This is a genomic window from Thiothrix sp., from assembly GCF_028714775.1.
In the GTDB taxonomy this organism is placed as follows: domain Bacteria; phylum Pseudomonadota; class Gammaproteobacteria; order Thiotrichales; family Thiotrichaceae; genus Thiothrix.
Window position 1 is genome coordinate 23,992 of record NZ_JAQTLS010000028.1, and the last position, 17,073, is coordinate 41,064.

General features: G+C 56.2%; 17 protein-coding genes and 1 pseudogene. 15 read left to right on the forward strand and 3 right to left on the reverse strand.

Annotated elements, in window-relative coordinates; all coding sequences use genetic code 11:
* The first annotated feature begins 11 nt into the window (after positions 1-11).
* The 14 genes from PHE17_RS19110 to PHE17_RS19175 are packed head-to-tail and all read left to right on the forward strand — an operon-like array spanning position 12 to position 13,999.
* A complete protein-coding gene (locus PHE17_RS19110; protein WP_301017514.1) occupies positions 12-1,286 on the forward strand; it encodes a c-type cytochrome in 1,275 nt (424 codons plus the stop codon).
* 12 nt (positions 1,287-1,298) lie between these two features.
* Positions 1,299-2,486, forward strand: coding sequence for a hypothetical protein (locus tag PHE17_RS19115; protein ID WP_301017515.1), 1,188 nt, complete (start codon positions 1,299-1,301; stop codon positions 2,484-2,486).
* 3 nt (positions 2,487-2,489) lie between these two features.
* Positions 2,490-3,779: a nitrous oxide reductase family maturation protein NosD gene (nosD, locus tag PHE17_RS19120; RefSeq protein ID WP_301017516.1), complete on the forward strand. Its 1,290-nt coding sequence runs from the start codon at positions 2,490-2,492 to the stop codon at positions 3,777-3,779.
* Positions 3,776-4,585 carry a 4Fe-4S dicluster domain-containing protein gene (locus tag PHE17_RS19125; protein WP_301017517.1) on the forward strand — a complete coding sequence of 270 codons (810 nt, stop codon included), beginning with the start codon at positions 3,776-3,778 and terminating at the stop codon, positions 4,583-4,585. The genes nosD and PHE17_RS19125 overlap by 4 nt, the downstream gene beginning before the upstream one ends.
* Positions 4,582-5,556: a NapH/MauN family ferredoxin-type protein gene (locus PHE17_RS19130; protein WP_301017518.1), complete on the forward strand. Its 975-nt coding sequence runs from the start codon at positions 4,582-4,584 to the stop codon at positions 5,554-5,556. Before PHE17_RS19125 ends, PHE17_RS19130 begins: the two co-directional genes overlap by 4 nt.
* Positions 5,553-6,422, forward strand: coding sequence for an ABC transporter ATP-binding protein (locus PHE17_RS19135; RefSeq protein ID WP_301017519.1), 870 nt, complete (start codon positions 5,553-5,555; stop codon positions 6,420-6,422). The genes PHE17_RS19130 and PHE17_RS19135 overlap by 4 nt, the downstream gene beginning before the upstream one ends.
* Complete coding sequence (locus tag PHE17_RS19140; RefSeq protein ID WP_301017520.1) at positions 6,419-6,904, forward strand: hypothetical protein; 486 nt, start codon at positions 6,419-6,421, stop codon at positions 6,902-6,904. The genes PHE17_RS19135 and PHE17_RS19140 overlap by 4 nt, the downstream gene beginning before the upstream one ends.
* Positions 6,901-7,836: an ABC transporter permease subunit gene (locus PHE17_RS19145; RefSeq protein ID WP_301017521.1), complete on the forward strand. Its 936-nt coding sequence runs from the start codon at positions 6,901-6,903 to the stop codon at positions 7,834-7,836. Before PHE17_RS19140 ends, PHE17_RS19145 begins: the two co-directional genes overlap by 4 nt.
* Before the next feature lie 2 nt (positions 7,837-7,838).
* Positions 7,839-9,242, forward strand: coding sequence for an isochorismate synthase (locus PHE17_RS19150; RefSeq protein ID WP_301017530.1), 1,404 nt, complete (start codon positions 7,839-7,841; stop codon positions 9,240-9,242).
* On the forward strand, positions 9,229-10,902 hold the full coding sequence (menD, locus tag PHE17_RS19155) for a 2-succinyl-5-enolpyruvyl-6-hydroxy-3-cyclohexene-1-carboxylic-acid synthase (RefSeq protein ID WP_301017522.1): 1,674 nt from the start codon (positions 9,229-9,231) through the stop codon (positions 10,900-10,902). Before PHE17_RS19150 ends, menD begins: the two co-directional genes overlap by 14 nt.
* A gap of 11 nt (positions 10,903-10,913) precedes the next feature.
* Positions 10,914-11,738 carry a 1,4-dihydroxy-2-naphthoyl-CoA synthase gene (menB, locus tag PHE17_RS19160; RefSeq protein ID WP_301017523.1) on the forward strand — a complete coding sequence of 275 codons (825 nt, stop codon included), beginning with the start codon at positions 10,914-10,916 and terminating at the stop codon, positions 11,736-11,738.
* Positions 11,738-12,607 carry a 1,4-dihydroxy-2-naphthoate polyprenyltransferase gene (locus PHE17_RS19165; RefSeq protein WP_301017524.1) on the forward strand — a complete coding sequence of 290 codons (870 nt, stop codon included), beginning with the start codon at positions 11,738-11,740 and terminating at the stop codon, positions 12,605-12,607. The genes menB and PHE17_RS19165 overlap by 1 nt, the downstream gene beginning before the upstream one ends.
* Positions 12,604-13,623, forward strand: a complete 1,020-nt coding sequence (menC, locus tag PHE17_RS19170; RefSeq protein WP_301017525.1) for an o-succinylbenzoate synthase — start codon at positions 12,604-12,606, stop codon at positions 13,621-13,623. The genes PHE17_RS19165 and menC overlap by 4 nt, the downstream gene beginning before the upstream one ends.
* Positions 13,610-13,999, forward strand: a complete 390-nt coding sequence (locus PHE17_RS19175) for an acyl-CoA thioesterase (protein ID WP_301017526.1) — start codon at positions 13,610-13,612, stop codon at positions 13,997-13,999. Before menC ends, PHE17_RS19175 begins: the two co-directional genes overlap by 14 nt.
* On the opposite strand, the gene PHE17_RS19180 is transcribed toward PHE17_RS19175, so the two are convergent.
* From PHE17_RS19180 to PHE17_RS19190, 3 genes are read right to left on the reverse strand one after another with little or no spacing between them, the layout of a single operon-like run.
* Positions 13,956-15,212: an AMP-binding protein gene (locus tag PHE17_RS19180; RefSeq protein WP_301017527.1), complete on the reverse strand. Its 1,257-nt coding sequence runs from the start codon at positions 15,210-15,212 to the stop codon at positions 13,956-13,958. The genes PHE17_RS19175 and PHE17_RS19180 overlap by 44 nt on opposite strands.
* 5 nt (positions 15,213-15,217) lie before the next feature.
* Entirely contained in the window at positions 15,218-15,955 is a 738-nt protein-coding gene (locus PHE17_RS19185) for a class I SAM-dependent methyltransferase (protein WP_301017528.1), read from the reverse strand.
* Positions 15,952-16,428 (reverse strand): hypothetical protein, encoded by a 477-nt coding sequence (locus tag PHE17_RS19190; protein WP_301017529.1) that lies wholly within the window; start codon positions 16,426-16,428, stop codon positions 15,952-15,954. Before PHE17_RS19190 ends, PHE17_RS19185 begins: the two co-directional genes overlap by 4 nt.
* A 278-nt stretch (positions 16,429-16,706) precedes the next feature.
* Between PHE17_RS19190 and PHE17_RS19195 the strand changes: the two are divergent.
* Positions 16,707-17,073 (forward strand): annotated as a pseudogene (locus PHE17_RS19195) (IS4 family transposase); the annotation flags it as partial.

Below are 17,073 nucleotides of genomic sequence, written 5' to 3' on the forward strand. Positions count from 1 at the left end.
GGAGAACCATCATGACAGGAATCAACAAAATCACCCTCGTGCTGGTGGCGCTGTTTGCCAGCACTGCGGGCAGCCATGCACTTGCCGCCGATCTGGATGGCGCAAAACTGTTTGCCGACAAGACCTGTGTCACTTGCCACGGTAAGGATGCCAATACCCCGATCATGGCAGGCTACCCAGCGATTGGCGGTCAAAGCGCCGAATACGCCCTCCAGCAAATGAAGGACATCAAAAGCGGCGCACGCAAGAATGGTCAGGCAGAAGCCATGAAGGTCGTCATGCAACTCGTCAGCGACGAGGAAATGGTAGCCTTGGCAAAATACGTTGCCACCTTGGAATACAAGCCGGGGATGGCGGTTTCTAGGCTGGAAAAGAAAGATGCAGCCCCTGCTGCTGCGGCTACCCCAGCGGCAGCAGCACCAGCTACGCCTGCGTCCGCACCCACGGCGGAAGCCAAACCCGCCGACAGCATGGAAGAGCAGTTGAAAAAGATTGCAGCGGCAGGCAAAACCGATGCACCAGCGGCTGCACCCGTAGCAGCAGCAATGCCCGCAGCGGCAACCACCACCCCATCCGCAGCCCCCGCCACGGGTGAGAAACCCGCCGCCGCCATGACTGGCAAAAGCGGTGAAGGCAAGAACGTGTGGATGGCGGAAGGCTCGGAGCGCGAAGCGGTCATGGACTTGAAACCCGACCTGAAAAATGGCCTTGAAGTCTACGAAGTCTGTTCCGGCTGCCATCTGGGCGAAGGCTGGGGCAAACCAGACGGCACCTTCCCGCAACTGTCCGGGCAACACAAGGAAGTGCTGATTAAGCAATTAGCGGACATACGCGCCAAAAACCGCGACAACCCCACCATGTACCCGTTTGCCCTGCCCGAAGCCATCGGCGATGAACAGGCATTGGCGGATGTGGTCGGTTACATCGAAAGCCTGCCCATGAACCCGGACAATGGCAAAGGCGAATGGGCGGAAGGTACACCCGAATTTACCAAGGGCAAGCAACTCTACGCCGACAACTGCGTGAAGTGCCACGGTGAGGACGGCATGGGCAAGGCCGACAAGTTCTACCCGCGCATTGACGGGCAGCATTACAACTACATGCTGCGCCAGTTTGAATGGATTCGTGATGGCAAGCGCCGCAACGCCAACCCGGAAATGGTGGATCAGATCAAAGTGTTCACTGACATGGACATGAAGATGGTGGTCAACTATGCCTCGCGCCTGCCAGTTCCCAAGGATGACGTAGCGCCCTCGACAGACTGGAAAAACCCTGACTTTAACTAGGGATGGAACATCATGAGCATTGGCAAAAATCGGGTGCTGTTCGCCAACCTGTTAATCATCGGGGCGATTGTCACGCTGGTGGCAATCTATTTTACCCCGGTGTGGTGGGTATCGCTGACCGCGCCCAATTACCCTGAGGAAGCGTTCCCCGATGGGGTGCGCATCCACTTCGGCATGAGCGGCGTGACCAACGGCTGCCAAAAAGTGGAAAAGGCCGAGATCAGCGAAGGCGAGGCACTCGATTGTGTGCATGAGATGGACACCATCAACCACTACGTGGGCATGTACCCGATTGCCGCAGGCGGGGTGGTGGAAAAAGCCTTTTCCCCGTTCCTGACAGGCTTGCTGGTGGTGATGTTACTGGGCTTTTTGTTCTCCAACCCGAAAGCACGGGCTGGGGTCATGGCTCTCGGATTTGGCGGCATTGTGGTGTGGATGGCGATGACATGGTACGGGGCAGATGGCTTGAAGTACCAAAGCACCGGCTACGTCTACGCTTTGGTCACGTCACTGGATCAGGACACCTCCAAGGATGAAGGTGCGGCGGATGCGGAATCGGATGGGGGGATTGTGGCACGCCTCAAGGCTTCAATGGCGAAAAGCACCGGGGAAGCCGCTCCCGCTGCTGCTGCCCCCAAGGCAACTCCGGCGGAAGGGGTGGAAAAGGACGGTTACATCCAGCATTTGCAGGTGATGTTCGAGAAAGCGCAGGAACGCAAACCCGCCAATGAGCGCCAGACTTGGGATGGCAGCGGCTCACAGGTGATGTCGTGGCATTATGGGCAGAGTCTGGGGCGTTACTTCAACAACCCGGCGGAAATCCTGCCGATGGTAAGTACCATGTCGGTGGTTGCCCAAGTGGTGTTCTGGGGCATCCCGCTAGCCATGCTGCTGTTGCTGTGGGGGGCTTGGAAAGGTATCCGCCCGCTGTACTGGTTGCTGATTCTGGTGCCGCTGGCATTGCCGCTGTTTTTCATCATCGAGTATTCCGGCTGGCTGTGGTGGTACGGGCATAGCCTGAATGCAATGGGTGCGTTTACTGTCAAGCCGTTTATGCCGACGGTGTTTGGGCAGGGCAAGGTGGCGCAATTCACCACCCATTCCTACCCCTACATCGGCTTCTTCCTGATGCTGTTGTCGGCGGGGATGCTGAGCTTGGCGGCCTTGTTGCGGCGTAAGCAAATGCAAGCGGGGGAATAAGGTATGAAAATCGGGGGGATGCTTCTGGTTCTCTTGCTGCTGTCACCCCTGCCAGCACTGGCAGCCTTCCCCTCCTTCCAAGCCTTGGTCGATGCCACCGCAGAAGGCGGCATCCTGACCCCACCCGCCGGAACGTATGCAGGCCCAGTGGTGATCAACAAACCCATGCAAATCGACGGGCGCAATGAAGTCACCATTGACGGCGGCGGCAAAGGCACGGTGGTATTGCTGGACACCGACAATGCTACCCTGAAAAACCTGCACCTGACCAACTCCGGCGTATCCCACAATGACATTGATTCAGGGGTGCAAGTGCGCGGCAAAAACAATGTCATCAAGGACAGCGTGATCGACAATTGCCTGTTCGGGGTGGACTTGCAGCAGTCGGAAAGCAATGTGGTGCGCCGCAACCACATCAGCTCCAAGCCGTTTGAACTGGGCTTGCGCGGCGATTCGGTACGCCTCTGGTACAGCTTCTACAACAAGATTACTGACAATATTGTGGAGGACAGCCGCGACATGGTGGTGTGGTATTCCGCCAATAATGAAATCAAGCACAACAAGGTGACAGACAGCCGCTATTCGCTGCATTTCATGTACTCCAAGACCAATCTGGTGGAAGACAACGAGTACTACAACAATGCGGTCGGCATTTTCCTGATGTACAGCGACGGGGTGGTGGTGCGCAACAATTCGATCACCCATGCGGCAGGGCCAACCGGGGTGGGGATTGGTTTCAAGGAAACCTCCGACCTGATGGTCGAAAACAACAAGGTGTTGTATTGCGCCAGTGGGTTTTACATTGATATGTCGCCGTTCCAGCCGGACACCACCAACCAGTTCAGGAACAACCTGCTGGCGTATAACGACATCGGGGTGCGGTTTTTGAATGACTGGCGCGGCAATACCTTCCAGCAGAACCAGTTTGTGGACAATATGACCCCAGTGGTGGTGTCCGGGCGCGGCACTGCCAATAACAATGTCTGGGATGATAATTACTGGAGTGATTATCAGGGTTTTGACCGTAACCATGATGGGGTCGGCGATACCCCGCATGAAATTTATTCCTATGCCGACCGGCTGTGGCAGCAAGTCTCGGATGCACAATTCTTTAAAGGATCGCCCCTGCTGGAGGCGCTGGATTTTCTGGAACGCCTTGCGCCATTTTCCAAGCCCACCCTGTTGATCCGCGATAAAACCCCACGCATGGCGATGCTGCAAGCGATGCCTGCGGCAGCCGCTAAACCGCAGAAAAAAGATGCACTGGAAATGTTACTGGAGGCACAACAATGAGTGTCCTGAACCCGCTGATAAAACAGAAACAACGCCGCCAGTTCCTGCGGTCTGCCTTGCTGATGGTAGGCGTAGTGGGCGTGTCCCTGCTGGGGGCAATACCCGTGCTGGGGCAATGGGCCAAACGCCTGCGCCCGCCCGGTGCGTTGAAGGAACGGGAATTTCTGGCCTCCTGCATCAAGTGCGGACAATGCGTACAGGTCTGCCCGGTCAATGCCATCAAGTTGGCAGATTTGGATGAGGGCTTTGGGGTCGGTTCGCCCTATATTGATGCCCGCGCCCAAGCCTGCGATTTTTCCTGTGACGGGCTGCAATGTGTGCTGGCGTGTCCTACCGGAGCCTTGACCCACCACATCAATTACCCGCATGAAGCCAAGATGGCAGTTGCCAAGGTCGTTTCCCCGCAAACCTGCCTTGCTGTACAGGGCAAAGGCTTCAAGGGGCTGGCACGCGGGGCGGATTACAGCGGGAAACTACGCTTTGAAGAAATCGACCGCTGGAACCCTATCCCGCTGGCAGAACACCCCTTCGACCTAGAAATCTGTGACCTGTGCGTGCGTTTATGCCCCATCGAAATCCGTGCCAACCAGTGCGATGCAGGCAAACCACCTTCCGGCGACCCCGGTCAATGCCCGCCACGCCACGCTATCCGGCTAGTGGATATTGATCAGGATGGCAGCACCAAAAAGATGCGCCCCGAAATACTCGACGGTTGTGTCGGCTGCGGGGTATGTGAAATGGTTTGTCCGGCAGAACCCGCTGTCATTGTGATGGACAGTACTGCCAGCCGGGGGTTATCCGCATGAAACTGAAAGACTCATTACTGGAGCTGCTGGGGCGTGACCCGATAAAGCCTGTCAAAGAGGATATTTCCGCGCCCGCGCAGGTGATCCACAAGTTGCACCGCGAGGACAAAAGCCGCATCACCCAAATCCGTGCCGAACTGGCACACAAAGCTGCACATGATGCGCCCCAGAAATGGCGGCGGCGGCGCTGGGCAGTGTTGATCGTGGTCAACTTGCTGTTCGTGCTGTCCTACTGGCTGGACATCCAGATGCTGGAAGGCGCGTTGACTGGCTCACGTTTCGTCGGTTTCCACATGGCTGACCTGAATTCTGCCCTGCAAGTGATGTTGGCGTTCAAGGAGGTGGTGATCAACCTGCTGATCGGCATTGTCACCGTGGCACTGATGTGGTGGCTACTGGGCGGGCGCACCTTCTGCTCGTGGGTTTGCCCTTACCATCTGCTGGCGGAATGGGCGGAAATCCTGCACCTGAAGCTGGCGGATAAAAAGCTGGTCAAAGACCACCCATTCGACCGCCGTACCCGTACTGCCTTCTGGCTGGTGTTTGCCTTGCTGGCGCTGGTCACGGGTTACACCGTATTTGAAACCATTTCACCCGTAGGCATTTTGAGCCGGGCGCTGATTTATGGCCCCGGAGTGGCGCTGGCATGGGTAGCCACCCTGCTGCTGTTTGAAATTTTCTATTCACGCCGTGCATGGTGCCGTTACGCCTGCCCGATTGGGCTGACTTACGGGTTGGTCGGTTCCACCTCGCCGCTGGTTGTCACCCACAAACTGGAAAACTGTTTCCACGAGGGCGAATGCCGCAAGGTTTGCCTCGTCCCGCATGTGCTGGATACGGTGATCAAGGGACGGGCGAAAGACGTGCAGACTGAAATCGGCGCAGATTGCACCCGTTGCGGGCGCTGCGTGGATGCTTGCCCCACCCAGTCGCTGACCTTCAAATTCAAGGGCATCGGAAAACATCTATGACGAATCCAATTTCCATCCAGTTTGACAAGGTGTCGAAAACCTTCCGGGGCAACAAGGTGCTGGACGACATCAGCCTTGGCATCCAGCAGGGCGACCGGGTGGCCTTTGTGGGTTCCAACGGCGCGGGCAAAACCACCCTGTTCCGCTGTTTGCTGGGTGAATATCTGCACGGCGGCACGGTCAGCGTCAATGGCAAAGCACCGCGCAATCACCGTCAGGAAGTGCTGAAACAGATCGGTTTCGTGCCGCAATTGCCGCCACCGCTGAAAATGCCGGTTGGGCAATTGATCCAGTTTGCCGCAGGGGTGTGTGATAGTGATGCCGGGCGCATGTTTGCGGTTGCCACCCAACTAGGGCTGGATGCCCATGCGATCCGCCGCCAGCCTTTCGTCAAATTGTCCGGCGGGCAAAAGCAGAAATTGCTGATCAGCATTGCGCTGGGACGTGACGCTGATCTGCTGGTGCTGGACGAACCTGCCGCCAACCTCGATCCCGCCGCCCGCCATATTTTTTTCCAGTTGCTGGCACAAAAGCAGCGCGAGGTGGCAATGATCATTTCCAGCCACCGTCTGGATGAGGTCGCCGCATTGGTGAACCGGGTGGTGGAACTGGATCAGGGGCGCATTGTGCTGGATGACCACGTTGCCGACCAAGTGGCGATGGACAGCTTGCTGGATTGCCGCATTACCCTGAGCAGCGCCAATAGTGCCTTTGCTGAAACCGTGCGTGAATGGGGTTTCCAATCCACACCCGCAGGTAATGTCTGGGAAGGCAAGGTGGCAGGGCCAGACCGGCTGCGGTTTCTGGGGGTGCTGTCGCGTTATGCAGGGTTATTGAAAGGGATCAGCATGGAGGAGAAGAAATGAAACAGTGGTGGTTGGTATTAATGCTGCTATTCCTCACTGCCTGTTCCGGCAAACCCGACACAGGGCCGGAGAAAGTCCGCTGGGATAGCGATACCTGTGTGCGCTGTGCAATGGCAGTCAGTGATCGGCATTATTCGGCGCAAATACGCGGCAGTGTGCCGGGGGAAAAAACCAAGGTCTACAAATTTGATGACATTGGTTGCGCCGTCATCTGGCTGGATGAGCAGGCGTGGAAGGATAACCCGGCGGTGGAAATCTGGGTGACAGATTTCAAAAGTGGGGAATGGATTGATGCCCGCAAAGCGTGGTATGCCCCGAACAAGATTACCCCAATGGCCTACGGGCTGGGTGCGCAAGCTGAGCAACAGCAAGGTACGCTGGATTTCACCCAGGCCAAGGCACACGTCTATAAAGTTGAAGAAAAATATAACATCCACGGAGGGGCAGCACACCCCCCACCCGTTGAGGAACCCGCCCGATGAAAGCCCTGAAAGCCCTGAAAGCCCTGAAAGCCCTTAACCTGCCTAACTTTGCCATGATGACCAACAAACATCTGCGCTTGCCCAAGTGGCCGGACAGTGGGCAGTTGCATCACCTGCGCTTGACGGCGATGGCGGACATTAACGAATCGCTGCGTTCGCGCTGGTTTATTGTTTACAGCCTGATCTTTGGCGGCATTGTGGTGGCACTGTTCATGACGGGCTTAACCGAATCGCGGGTGATGGGTTTCACCGGGCTGTCGCGCTTGCTGGTGACTTACCTGCAAATCACGATGGCGATTTTGCCGATTTTTGTGTTGCTGACCACGGTGCGCTCGGTGGCAGGCGACCGGGAGGCGGGGATTTTTGAATACCTGTTGTCGCTGCCAGTGTCCTTGTCGGCGTGGTATTGGGGCAAGATGGCGGGGCGTTTTCTGGTGGTGTTCCTGCCGGTGGTGCTGGCTATGCTGGTGGCGGTTGTCTGGGCAGCACTCAAGGGGGCAGACATTCCGTGGACGCAAGTGTTGTTTTACACCGGATTTTTGCTGTCGCTGGCGTGGTGCTTTTTGGGCATTGGCATGTTGATTTCCACTTTGGTGAGGGCGGCGGATGTGGCGCAAGGCGTGGCTTTTATCTTGTGGCTGGTGTTGTTGCTGTTCCTGGATTTGATCCTGCTGGGGGCATTAGTCAATGGTGGGATGGAACCTGATAACGTGATTGCCATTGCGCTGGCGAACCCACTGCAAGTGTTCCGCACTGCGTCGATGATGTTGTTTGACCCGCAACTGGTGATGCTGGGGCCTTCGGCTTACCTGATTCTGGATATTTTTGGCAATACCGCTTATTTGCTGTGGGCGCTGTTTTACCCGATTGCGTTGGGGATGGGGTGCGCGGGGCTGGGGTATTGGTTGTTCCAGCGTGGGGATTTGCCTTGAAGATGTTGCCGGAACTGCCGTTGCTGGCGTGGTTGCGGCGGCGGTTGGCTGAGGAGGGTGTTGGGGAGGGCGCACACGGGGGTGCGCCCCTACGGGAGGATGCGCTGTTCAGTGTTACGTTGGTCGTGCCGTCGGGATTGTGTCCACTGCCTGATTTGCGTACCGATTTTCTCCAATCCTGTTTTTACTGGCATCGGCCTGAGCAACAGCATGGTGTGGTGGGGCTGGGCGAAGCTGTACGCTGTGTGGCAACGGGGGAAAGCCGCTTTGCTGACCTGAAACAGCAGTTTGCCCAACTGGATAGCAACTGGCACAAGGTCGGGGAGGCGATGCCCATTGCTGCCATGACGGGCTATGCGTTTGATGCCACAGATACAGATGGGGATGGCTTGTGGCAAGGGTTTCCCAATGCCCTGTTATATGTGCCGGAACTGGTGATGGAGCAGCGGGGGCAACGCACGACGTTGACATTGACGGTGCGGCTTGGTGGCAAGGCATGGCAGGAGGTGTTGGTGCGGTGGCGGGAATTGGTGGCAGGGTTGGATGTAGGGTGGGTGGAGCGAATGCGATACCCACCGCTCCGAATGGTGGGTATCGCTACGCTCCACCCACCCTACGTATCTTCCTCCCAACAAGACTGGTTTTCCTTGGTCAACCAAGCCAAAGCCGCCATCCACAACGGTGAACTGCACAAGCTGGTAGTCGCCCGCCGCACCCGCCAGCCGCTCCTGCCCGGTGTTGATGCCGCCGTGCTGATGCGCCGGATGCAGCAACATTACCCCTCCTGCACCCTGCTGGCAGTTTCCTTTGGCACTAGCTGGTTGCTGGCAGCCACCCCCGAACGGCTGGTATCGCTGCGTGATGGCAGGGTGAGCTGCGACGCGCTGGCTGGAACCATTGCCCGCAAGCCGGGACGGGCGAATTTCCCCGCCCGGATGCGCGAAGCGGAACACCCGCCCGTAATCGCAGCTATCCGTCAGGCACTCACCAAGGTGTGTAGCGAAGTCAGTGTCGGCCAGCAGATGCAGACCCTTTCCCTGCCACATTTGCAACACCTGTGGACAGAAATCAGCGGCAAGGCACTACCGGGTATCCGGGTACTGGACTTGCTGGAATGTCTGCATCCCACCCCCGCCATCAACGGTTTCCCCGCAGCCCCGGCGCGGCAATGGCTGCGCACGCATGGCAACCACCAGCGTGGCTGGTACAGCGGCGGGGTCGGCTGGTTGCGGCATAATGGGGAAGGCGAACTGTCGGTGCTGTTGCGCTGCGCCCTGCTGCAAGATGGGGAAGCCCACCTGTTTGCCGGGGCAGGCATCGTGGCGGATTCCGACCCCCAGCAGGAATGGGATGAAACCGAACTGAAACTGGACACGCTGCGGAGGCTGCTGGATGCAGGCAACTGATACCGGAACCGTCAACCTGCTCTGGTGTGCTGCCTTGTTGGCAGGGCTGGTGGAGGCAGGGGTGGAAGAAATCGTCATTTCCCCCGGCTCACGCAACACCCCGATGACGCTGGTAGCCGACCTCAACCCCGACTTGCGTTGCTGGGTACAGATTGATGAACGCAGTGCTGCCTTTTTTGCCCTTGGCATGGCAAAAGCCAGCTGCAAGCCCGTAGCCTTGCAATGTACTTCCGGCACGGCTGCGGCCAACTGGTTCTCTGCCGTGGTCGAAGCCAGCCAGAGCGGTATCCCGCTGATCCTGCTGACGGCTGACCGCCCGTGGGAATTGCAGCAGTGCGGCGCAAACCAGACCATCGACCAGATCAAGCTGTTCGGCTCCCATGTGCGGGCTTTCCACCAACTCTCCGAAGCAGACGGTTCGGACAAGGCATTGCGGCGTGTCCACCAACTGGCAGTACAAGTGGTGCAGGAAAGCCTGTGGCCCAAACCGGGGCCAGTGCATATCAACGTGCCGTTGCGTGAACCATTGCTACCTACAGGTAAAATCCCTTCCCTCTTGCCCCCTTCACCCCTTGCGGGGGAAGGGCTGGGGACGCGGGGGAATGCGTGTGGTACGGTCTATGCCCCACCCGCCCAATTAACCCACATCTGCGACACCATCAGCGGCAAGCCGGGATTGATCGTGTGCGGTGAAGGTGTTTACGACGACACATTCCCCGCCGTACTGATGCATCTGGCGCAAACACTGGATGCCCCGGTGCTGGCTGACCCCCTTGCCAATCTGCGTTTCGGGGGGCATGTCAGTGGACACTTGTTGTCCCGTTACGATGCTTTCCTGCGGGATGTCACCTTCACAGGTAGCCATATACCGCAATGGGTGCTGCGTTTCGGCACGATGCCCGTATCCCGTGCTTTGCAGCAATACTTGTCGGGCAGCCAGCTCCCTTTGCACATTGTGGTGGATGGGCAAGGTGGCTGGTCTGACCCGCTTTTCCAACAGTCACTGATGGTCAGGGCTTCCCCGAAGGCTTTTTGCCAGCAGCTTGCCACACTGAAACCCCAGCCTGCCGCAAGGTCGTGGCTGGAAAGTTTCAGGCAGGCGGAACAGGAAAACGGGGCAGTACTGGATGCTGACCCACGAACCGAAGCCGTTATTATCCGCCAGATGCTCAATACCTTACCGGAAGGTTCGCTGCTGTTTTCCGGCAATTCCATGCCCATCCGCCACCTTGACCATTATTCGGGTAAGGGAGTAAAGGGGTTGAAAGTTGCCGCCAACCGTGGGGCAAGCGGGATTGATGGCAATATTTCCACCCTGCTGGGGATGGCTGCGGTGCATCCCGGCAAAACCGTGGCTTTGCTGGGCGATCTGACCTTTTTCCACGACATGAATGGCTTGCTGTTGGCGAAACAGGCCAATGCGGTCATCGTGTTGCTGAACAATAATGGTGGGGGGATATTCCGCCAACTGTCGCAAGCCAAACTGGAACAAGCGCAGTTTGAACGTTACTGGCTGACCCCGATTGGGTTGGATTTCTCGCTGGTGGCGCAACTGTATGGACTGGGGTTTGAGCGCATCCACGGCGCGGACGGTTTTGCGGCGGTATTCGACCATGCGCTGGGGCAAGAACGGACGTGTGTGATTGAAGTCATGCTTTAAAGGAAATAGTTATGGAATGGATACCCGTAGCGGGTAAGGTGTTTGAAGACATCCTCTATCACCACAGCGGTGATGGAATTGCTAAAATTACCATCAACCGCCCGGAAGTGCGCAATGCCTTCCGCCCGGAAACCGTACTGGAACTGATGCAAGCTTTCCACCATGCGCATGTGTCGTCGGACATCGGCGTCATTATCCTTACCGGGCAGGGAGACAAGGCGTTCTGTTCCGGCGGCGACCAGAAAGTACGCGGTGAACACGGTGGCTACTGCGACGGGCAAGGGGTGCAAAGCCTGAACGTGCTGGATTTGCAGCGCCAAATACGCACCCTGCCCAAGCCGGTGGTGGCAATGGTGGCAGGCTACGCCATCGGCGGCGGGCATGTGCTGCATTTGGTCTGCGACTTGAGCCTTGCGGCAGATAATGCCCGTTTCGGTCAGACTGGCCCCAAGGTGGGCAGTTTCGATGCCGGGTTGGGTGCTGGGTTGTTGGCACGGACTGTTGGTATGAAAAAGGCTAAGGAAATCTGGTTCCTGTGCCGCCAGTACGGGGCGGATGAGGCTTTACAGATGGGGCTGGTGAATGCGGTCGTGCCACTGGCGGAACTGGAGGCCGAAACCGTGCGCTGGTGCAGGCAGATGTTGCAGCATTCGCCGACGGCTTTGCGGATGCTGAAAGCCGGTTTCAACGCTGACACCGACGGGCTGTCTGGAATCCAGGAACTGGCGGGCAATGCCACCGCGCTGTTCTACATGTCGGTGGAGGCACAGGAAGGGCGCAATGCCTTTGTGGAAAAGCGCCAGCCGGATTTTTCAACTTTCCCGCGCCGTCCCTGATGATGCAGTTGCAGGCGTGGCTGCTGGCAGTGCGCCCCAAAACACTGGGGATGGCGGTGATCCCGGTGGTGGTGGGGAGTGCGTTGGCGTTTGCCCAAACCCACGGCTTCCAGTGGTTGCCTGCCTTGGCTGCGTTGCTGGTAGCGGTGCTGATCCAGATGGGAACCAACCTGCACAATGATGTTGCCGACCATGCCAATGGGGTGGATACAGCCAATCGGTTGGGACCATTACGGGTGACGGCTGCGGGGCTGTTGATAGCGGCACAGGTGATGCAGGGGGTGAAACTTTGTTTTCTGCTGGCTTTTTGCCTTGGCGTTTATCTGGTGGCGGTGGGTGGCTGGGTGATACTGGTAGCGGGCTTGTTGTCGCTGGCGGCTGGGGCTGCTTATTCAGGTGGAAAATACCCCATTTCCCATTCACCGTTCGGGGAAGTGTTTGTGCTGGTATTTTTTGGCGTGGTGGCGGTGGTCGGTAGCTATTACCTACAAACCTTGCAGGTGGACAGTAAGGCATTGCTGGCGGGCTGTATCTTGGGTTTGCCCGCAGCGGCGGTGCTGGTGGTCAACAATACCCGTGATCGGGAGTCTGACCAGCAGGCGGGGCGACGCACCTTGGCGGTGATCATGGGTACGGCCTTTTCCTGTGTGGAATATGCCAGTTTGCTGCTGTTGCCGTTTGTTATGGTTGCTGCTAGCGGGTTGGGGAAATATTTGCCCTTGCTGGTTTTGCCGTGGGCAGTTTATCTGGTCAGGGCTTTTTGCCGGGTGCAGCAGGCGGGGGAATTTAATCCCCTGTTGCCGCAGACGGCGCAGTTCCAGTTAGTGCTGGGTTTGTTACTGGCTGTAGGGGAGGTTCGCTACGAATGATAAAACTGAAACGCATCATGCTACGCCCTTATGCCCTACCGTTGCAGATACCATGGCAGAGCAGCCGGGGGAACATGGCCTGTCGACGGGGTTGGCTAGTTTGCCTAAAAACGGCGGATGGTCATGTGGCTTACGGTGATTGCCCTCCCATGCCGGAAGCGGGGACAGAAACCGCCGCACAAGCGTGGGTAAGCCTGCAACACTTGCAACGGCAGTTAACTGGCTTACCCGTGGTGACTGCGTTGGAAGAAATGGGGCATGTTACACCTGCTGCCCGCTACGCAGTTGAAACCGCTTTATTGGAACTATGTGCTCGGCAACGGCAGATACCAATTGCCCACTTACTCAACCACGCAGCACCGATGGCTATTTCGGTCAATACGGTATTGGGTGGCTTAGGGCAGGGGGGGCTTACTCAGGTTATTCAGGCTGTCGAAGAGGGATTTAGTATTCTTAAATTCAAAGTTGGTTTGCAGAGTGTACGGCAAGAACTGGATGGGCTACATCAGTTAGTGGATTCTCTGCCTCCTAATGTACGCTTGAGGCTGGATGCTAACCGGGCATGGCCTTTACCGCTGGCGCGTCAGTTTTTGCGGGAGATTGCAGATTTGCCCATTGAGTCACTGGAAGAACCTTTACAACAAGCTGATGCGGACGATTGGTTGGGTTTGCAGGCATTGGTGTCTTTCCCATTGGCATTGGATGAGTCTTTGCCCCGGTGGCAACACGGTATTACTGCCCATCCTGCCCAACGGTTAATGCTTAAACCGACGGTATTGGGCGGGCTAGTTCCCGCTTTCCGGCTGGCACAGCGGGCTATAGATGCTGGCAAGGAATGTGTGGTGACAACGGTAGTCGACAGCGCCGTAGGGGTGAGGGCGACTGCACATCTAGCCACAGCACTAGACAATGGTCTGGCACATGGTTTGGCAACGTCTTCTTGGTTATTAAAGGATGTGACCCAACCACCCCAAATTATGGGGGGGATGCTACGGTTAAACCATGATGTTTCCTGAAACTTTCATTTACCGTTTCCGCGTGCCGTTTCATCAGGTTGATAGGGCGGGAATCCTATTTTTTGCGCATGTATTTACTCATGCCCACGATGCCTATGAAGCCTTTATGCGGCAAGAAGGGTTGGAACTGGGTGAGGTCGTAGATGCTGGGAAGGTTAGTATTCCGTTAGTACATGCGCAGGCAGATTATCATTATCCCTTACGGCATGGGGATGACATTCGGGTGGAATTATCGGTTGGGGCGACGGATAAAACTTCAGTGGCAGTGGAATATGGCTTCTTTAATGCTGAGAATATCCGTTGTGTCACGGTCAATACCGTGCACGTGTTTGTTAGGAAAACAACAGGTGGTAATCCGGCTTATGTTGGGCATTGAGGGGAAGGCTATCCAGCTTGATAAAGTGGCGAGGCCGGAATGCGCCATGTAAATGTTGCTTGCTCCAACTTGCCAGTTCAGTTTCCTCTATTTGTCCGGTGAAGGCTGCCACCAGTGTTTCCCCCCACGTAGCATCTGGTTTGCTGCCAACCATGACATTTTCCACACAAGGATGTTGTAACAGGGATTCCTCTACCTGCCGTGGATGGATGTTTTCACCGCCGCTAATGATGATATTATCCAGCCTGCCTTGCACCACCAATTGCCCTTGGGTATCCAGATAACCAGCGTCCCCACTTTCCAGCCATACACCTGATGGCTGCGGTATAAAAGGGCTGTCCGGGTAAGCGTAACCCTCCATGATGCTATTGCCGCGCACGAGGATGCGTTGTTCTTCCCCAAAACCAATGTCCAAATGTTCCAGTGCTTGCCCTGCCTGACCTGCCATCCAGCTTTTAGGGGGAGGATAGCAAACTGCCACCATGGAGCAGGTTTCGGTCATGCCATAAGTTGGGCAAATCGGCCAACCGGATTTGATAGCCTGTTCCGCCAATTTTTCTGGCAGCGCGGCTCCCCCAATTAAGGCGATACGAAGGGATTTGGGGAGCGGGGAACAGTCTTGTGCTTCCAATAAGCGTTGTAACATACTGGGAACCAAGGAAATGCAGGTAACGTGGTAACGCTGGATGTCCTGCAAAACCCTTAATGGGTCAAATTTATCGTGCAGTAACAGGGATGCACCACTAACAGCGCAACGGTGTAGGATGGCAAGCCCACCAATATGAAATAGTGGTAGGCAGCATAGCCACATGTCATTGGCAGATATTTCAAGGCGTTGGCAAACTGCGCGGGCACTGCTGTGGATTGCATTTTCTGTTAGCAGCACAGCTTTGGGTTGGCCTGAGCTACCGCTGGTTGCCAGCGCCAGCCGAATGTCTGGATGGGTTGGGGAGCAACGGATGCGGGCGGCGCTGATAAAACCTTCACGCTGGGTTTCAAGCCAGTTCGGGTCGAAACTCGCCAAACGGCAATCCAACCGTTCGGCGGCATAGGTCAGTAGGACGGTAGGTAGTGGGGAAGCGTCGGTTATCAACGTGTCCCCAGCTTTGATCCCGTCTTGTTGTAGGTCTTTGCACAGTGTTGCTACCCGTCGGTTCAGCCAAGCCGGGCTTAGTGACACGCGCTGATAAATGATGCCGTGGCGGATAGCCATGCCCTTCAACCTTTCAGTGGCTTGACGCCGCTATGAATGCAAGCAATACCAAAACTCAGGTTATGGTAGCTAACCTGTTCTAGTCCGGCCTGTTCCATGATGTGGCAAAGTTCTTGTTGGTTGGGGAAACGACGGATGGATTCTACCAGATAGGTGTAGGCAGTAGGCTGGCGGCTGATCCATGCCCCTAGTCTGGGGATGATGTAGAAAGAATGGAAATCGTAAAAAGGCTTGATTAGCCAGTGCGGATGGGAAAATTCCAAGCACCAATAACGCCCGCCTGGTTTTAATACCCGCACAATCTCTGTTAGGGCGGTTTCCATACGGGTCATATTGCGGATACCGAAAGCGATGGTTAGCACATCCACAGAATTGTCCTGCAATGCTAAGTTTTCGCCTGTACTGGCAATGCAGCGCAAGTTTGTTGCCTGTGGGGCATTGCCTGCCCGCATCATGGCTAAGCTGGGGTCTATCAGTAGGGTGTTATGTCCACTACCCGCCAGTTTCAAAGCAATGTCACCCGTTCCCCCTGCCAGATCAACAACTGTTTGCCCTTTTTGAGGTTTGACCCGCTGGGTAAAACGGTGTTTCCACAAGCGGTGGATACCAAAACTCATGACATCATTCATGAGGTCATAACGGGGGGCAACTTTATTGAATACGTCGCGGATACGTTGCTCCCGCTCTACGTTTGAAACTTGCTGGTAGCCAAATGTATCATCCAGTTGGTGTTTCTCCGTCATTTGCCAGTCCAAAAACGGTAAGGGACAGCAATGATGCCATTTGGGGTATGCAATAGCACCTTGGCTTCCCACTCCATGCTGTCACGGATACAGACGGGGATGGTGATCGTGCCGTTGAACTTGCCCTCCCCCGCAGCGGGTAACTCGGCATGGTTCAGCCCCATGTTCATGTCTACGCCATTGAAATTGGCTTCAACCCGGCGGGTTATCACCCCTTCGACGCTGACGCTGAGGGCAAGGGGTTTCAGCACTGGCAGGGTGCGGGGTTCGATGCCGAATGTGACCTTGCCGCCTTCCGGCAAATTGCTGGTACAACTGCCCAGACGCAGGTCGCAGGCAGGGTCATGCGGAAGTTCGAGCAGGATTTCCGGTTGTAAGCGCCCGGACAGCCAATGCCCCGCTATGACCAGCAGAAAACTGCTGACCAGTACAATCATGAAAACCCATCGGGATGAAATTTTGACCATGAGCATAACCCCACTCTTTCAGCTATACCAACACGCCCCATCAAAACATGGGGAGGGGGGCTTATCCTTGACCTGAATCAAATACCCAGCAACTCCGGCGCAGGGCATATTCGAGCTAGTGCCGGAAAGGGTGGTGGGGTTGCGGGTGAGGCCAATTAGAAATTATTTGCCTGCTCTCTGTACACGACAAAAACATAACCCATTGATTTTATAGACGCCAATACCAAGGCTTGAAAGCCCGCCGCTAACCTGTTCCACTCTCTTGCGACCAAACAGGAGATGATATGGAACTGGGCGACGGGCTGCGGGACAGTCTAAAAGTACGTCTGGATTGGGGTAAGCCCCGTCTGGAATGTTTTGTGGGCATGTTGTTGGGGCTGTTGCGGCTCAAGCAGGTGAATTTGACGCAATTGGCACTGGGTTTTGCGGGTGATGCCGGGGTAAAATCGCGTTACCGCCGCCTGCAACGGTTCTTTGCGAGGGTGTGGTTTGATTACGATGCCATCGCCCGCCTACAGATGGACTTGTTTGATTTTCCAAGACAAAAATACTACCTGACACTCGACCGGACTAACTGGCAATGGGGCAAGACGGACATCAACATCCTCACCTTGGGTGTTGTGTACAAAGGTTCGGCGATCCCCGTGTATT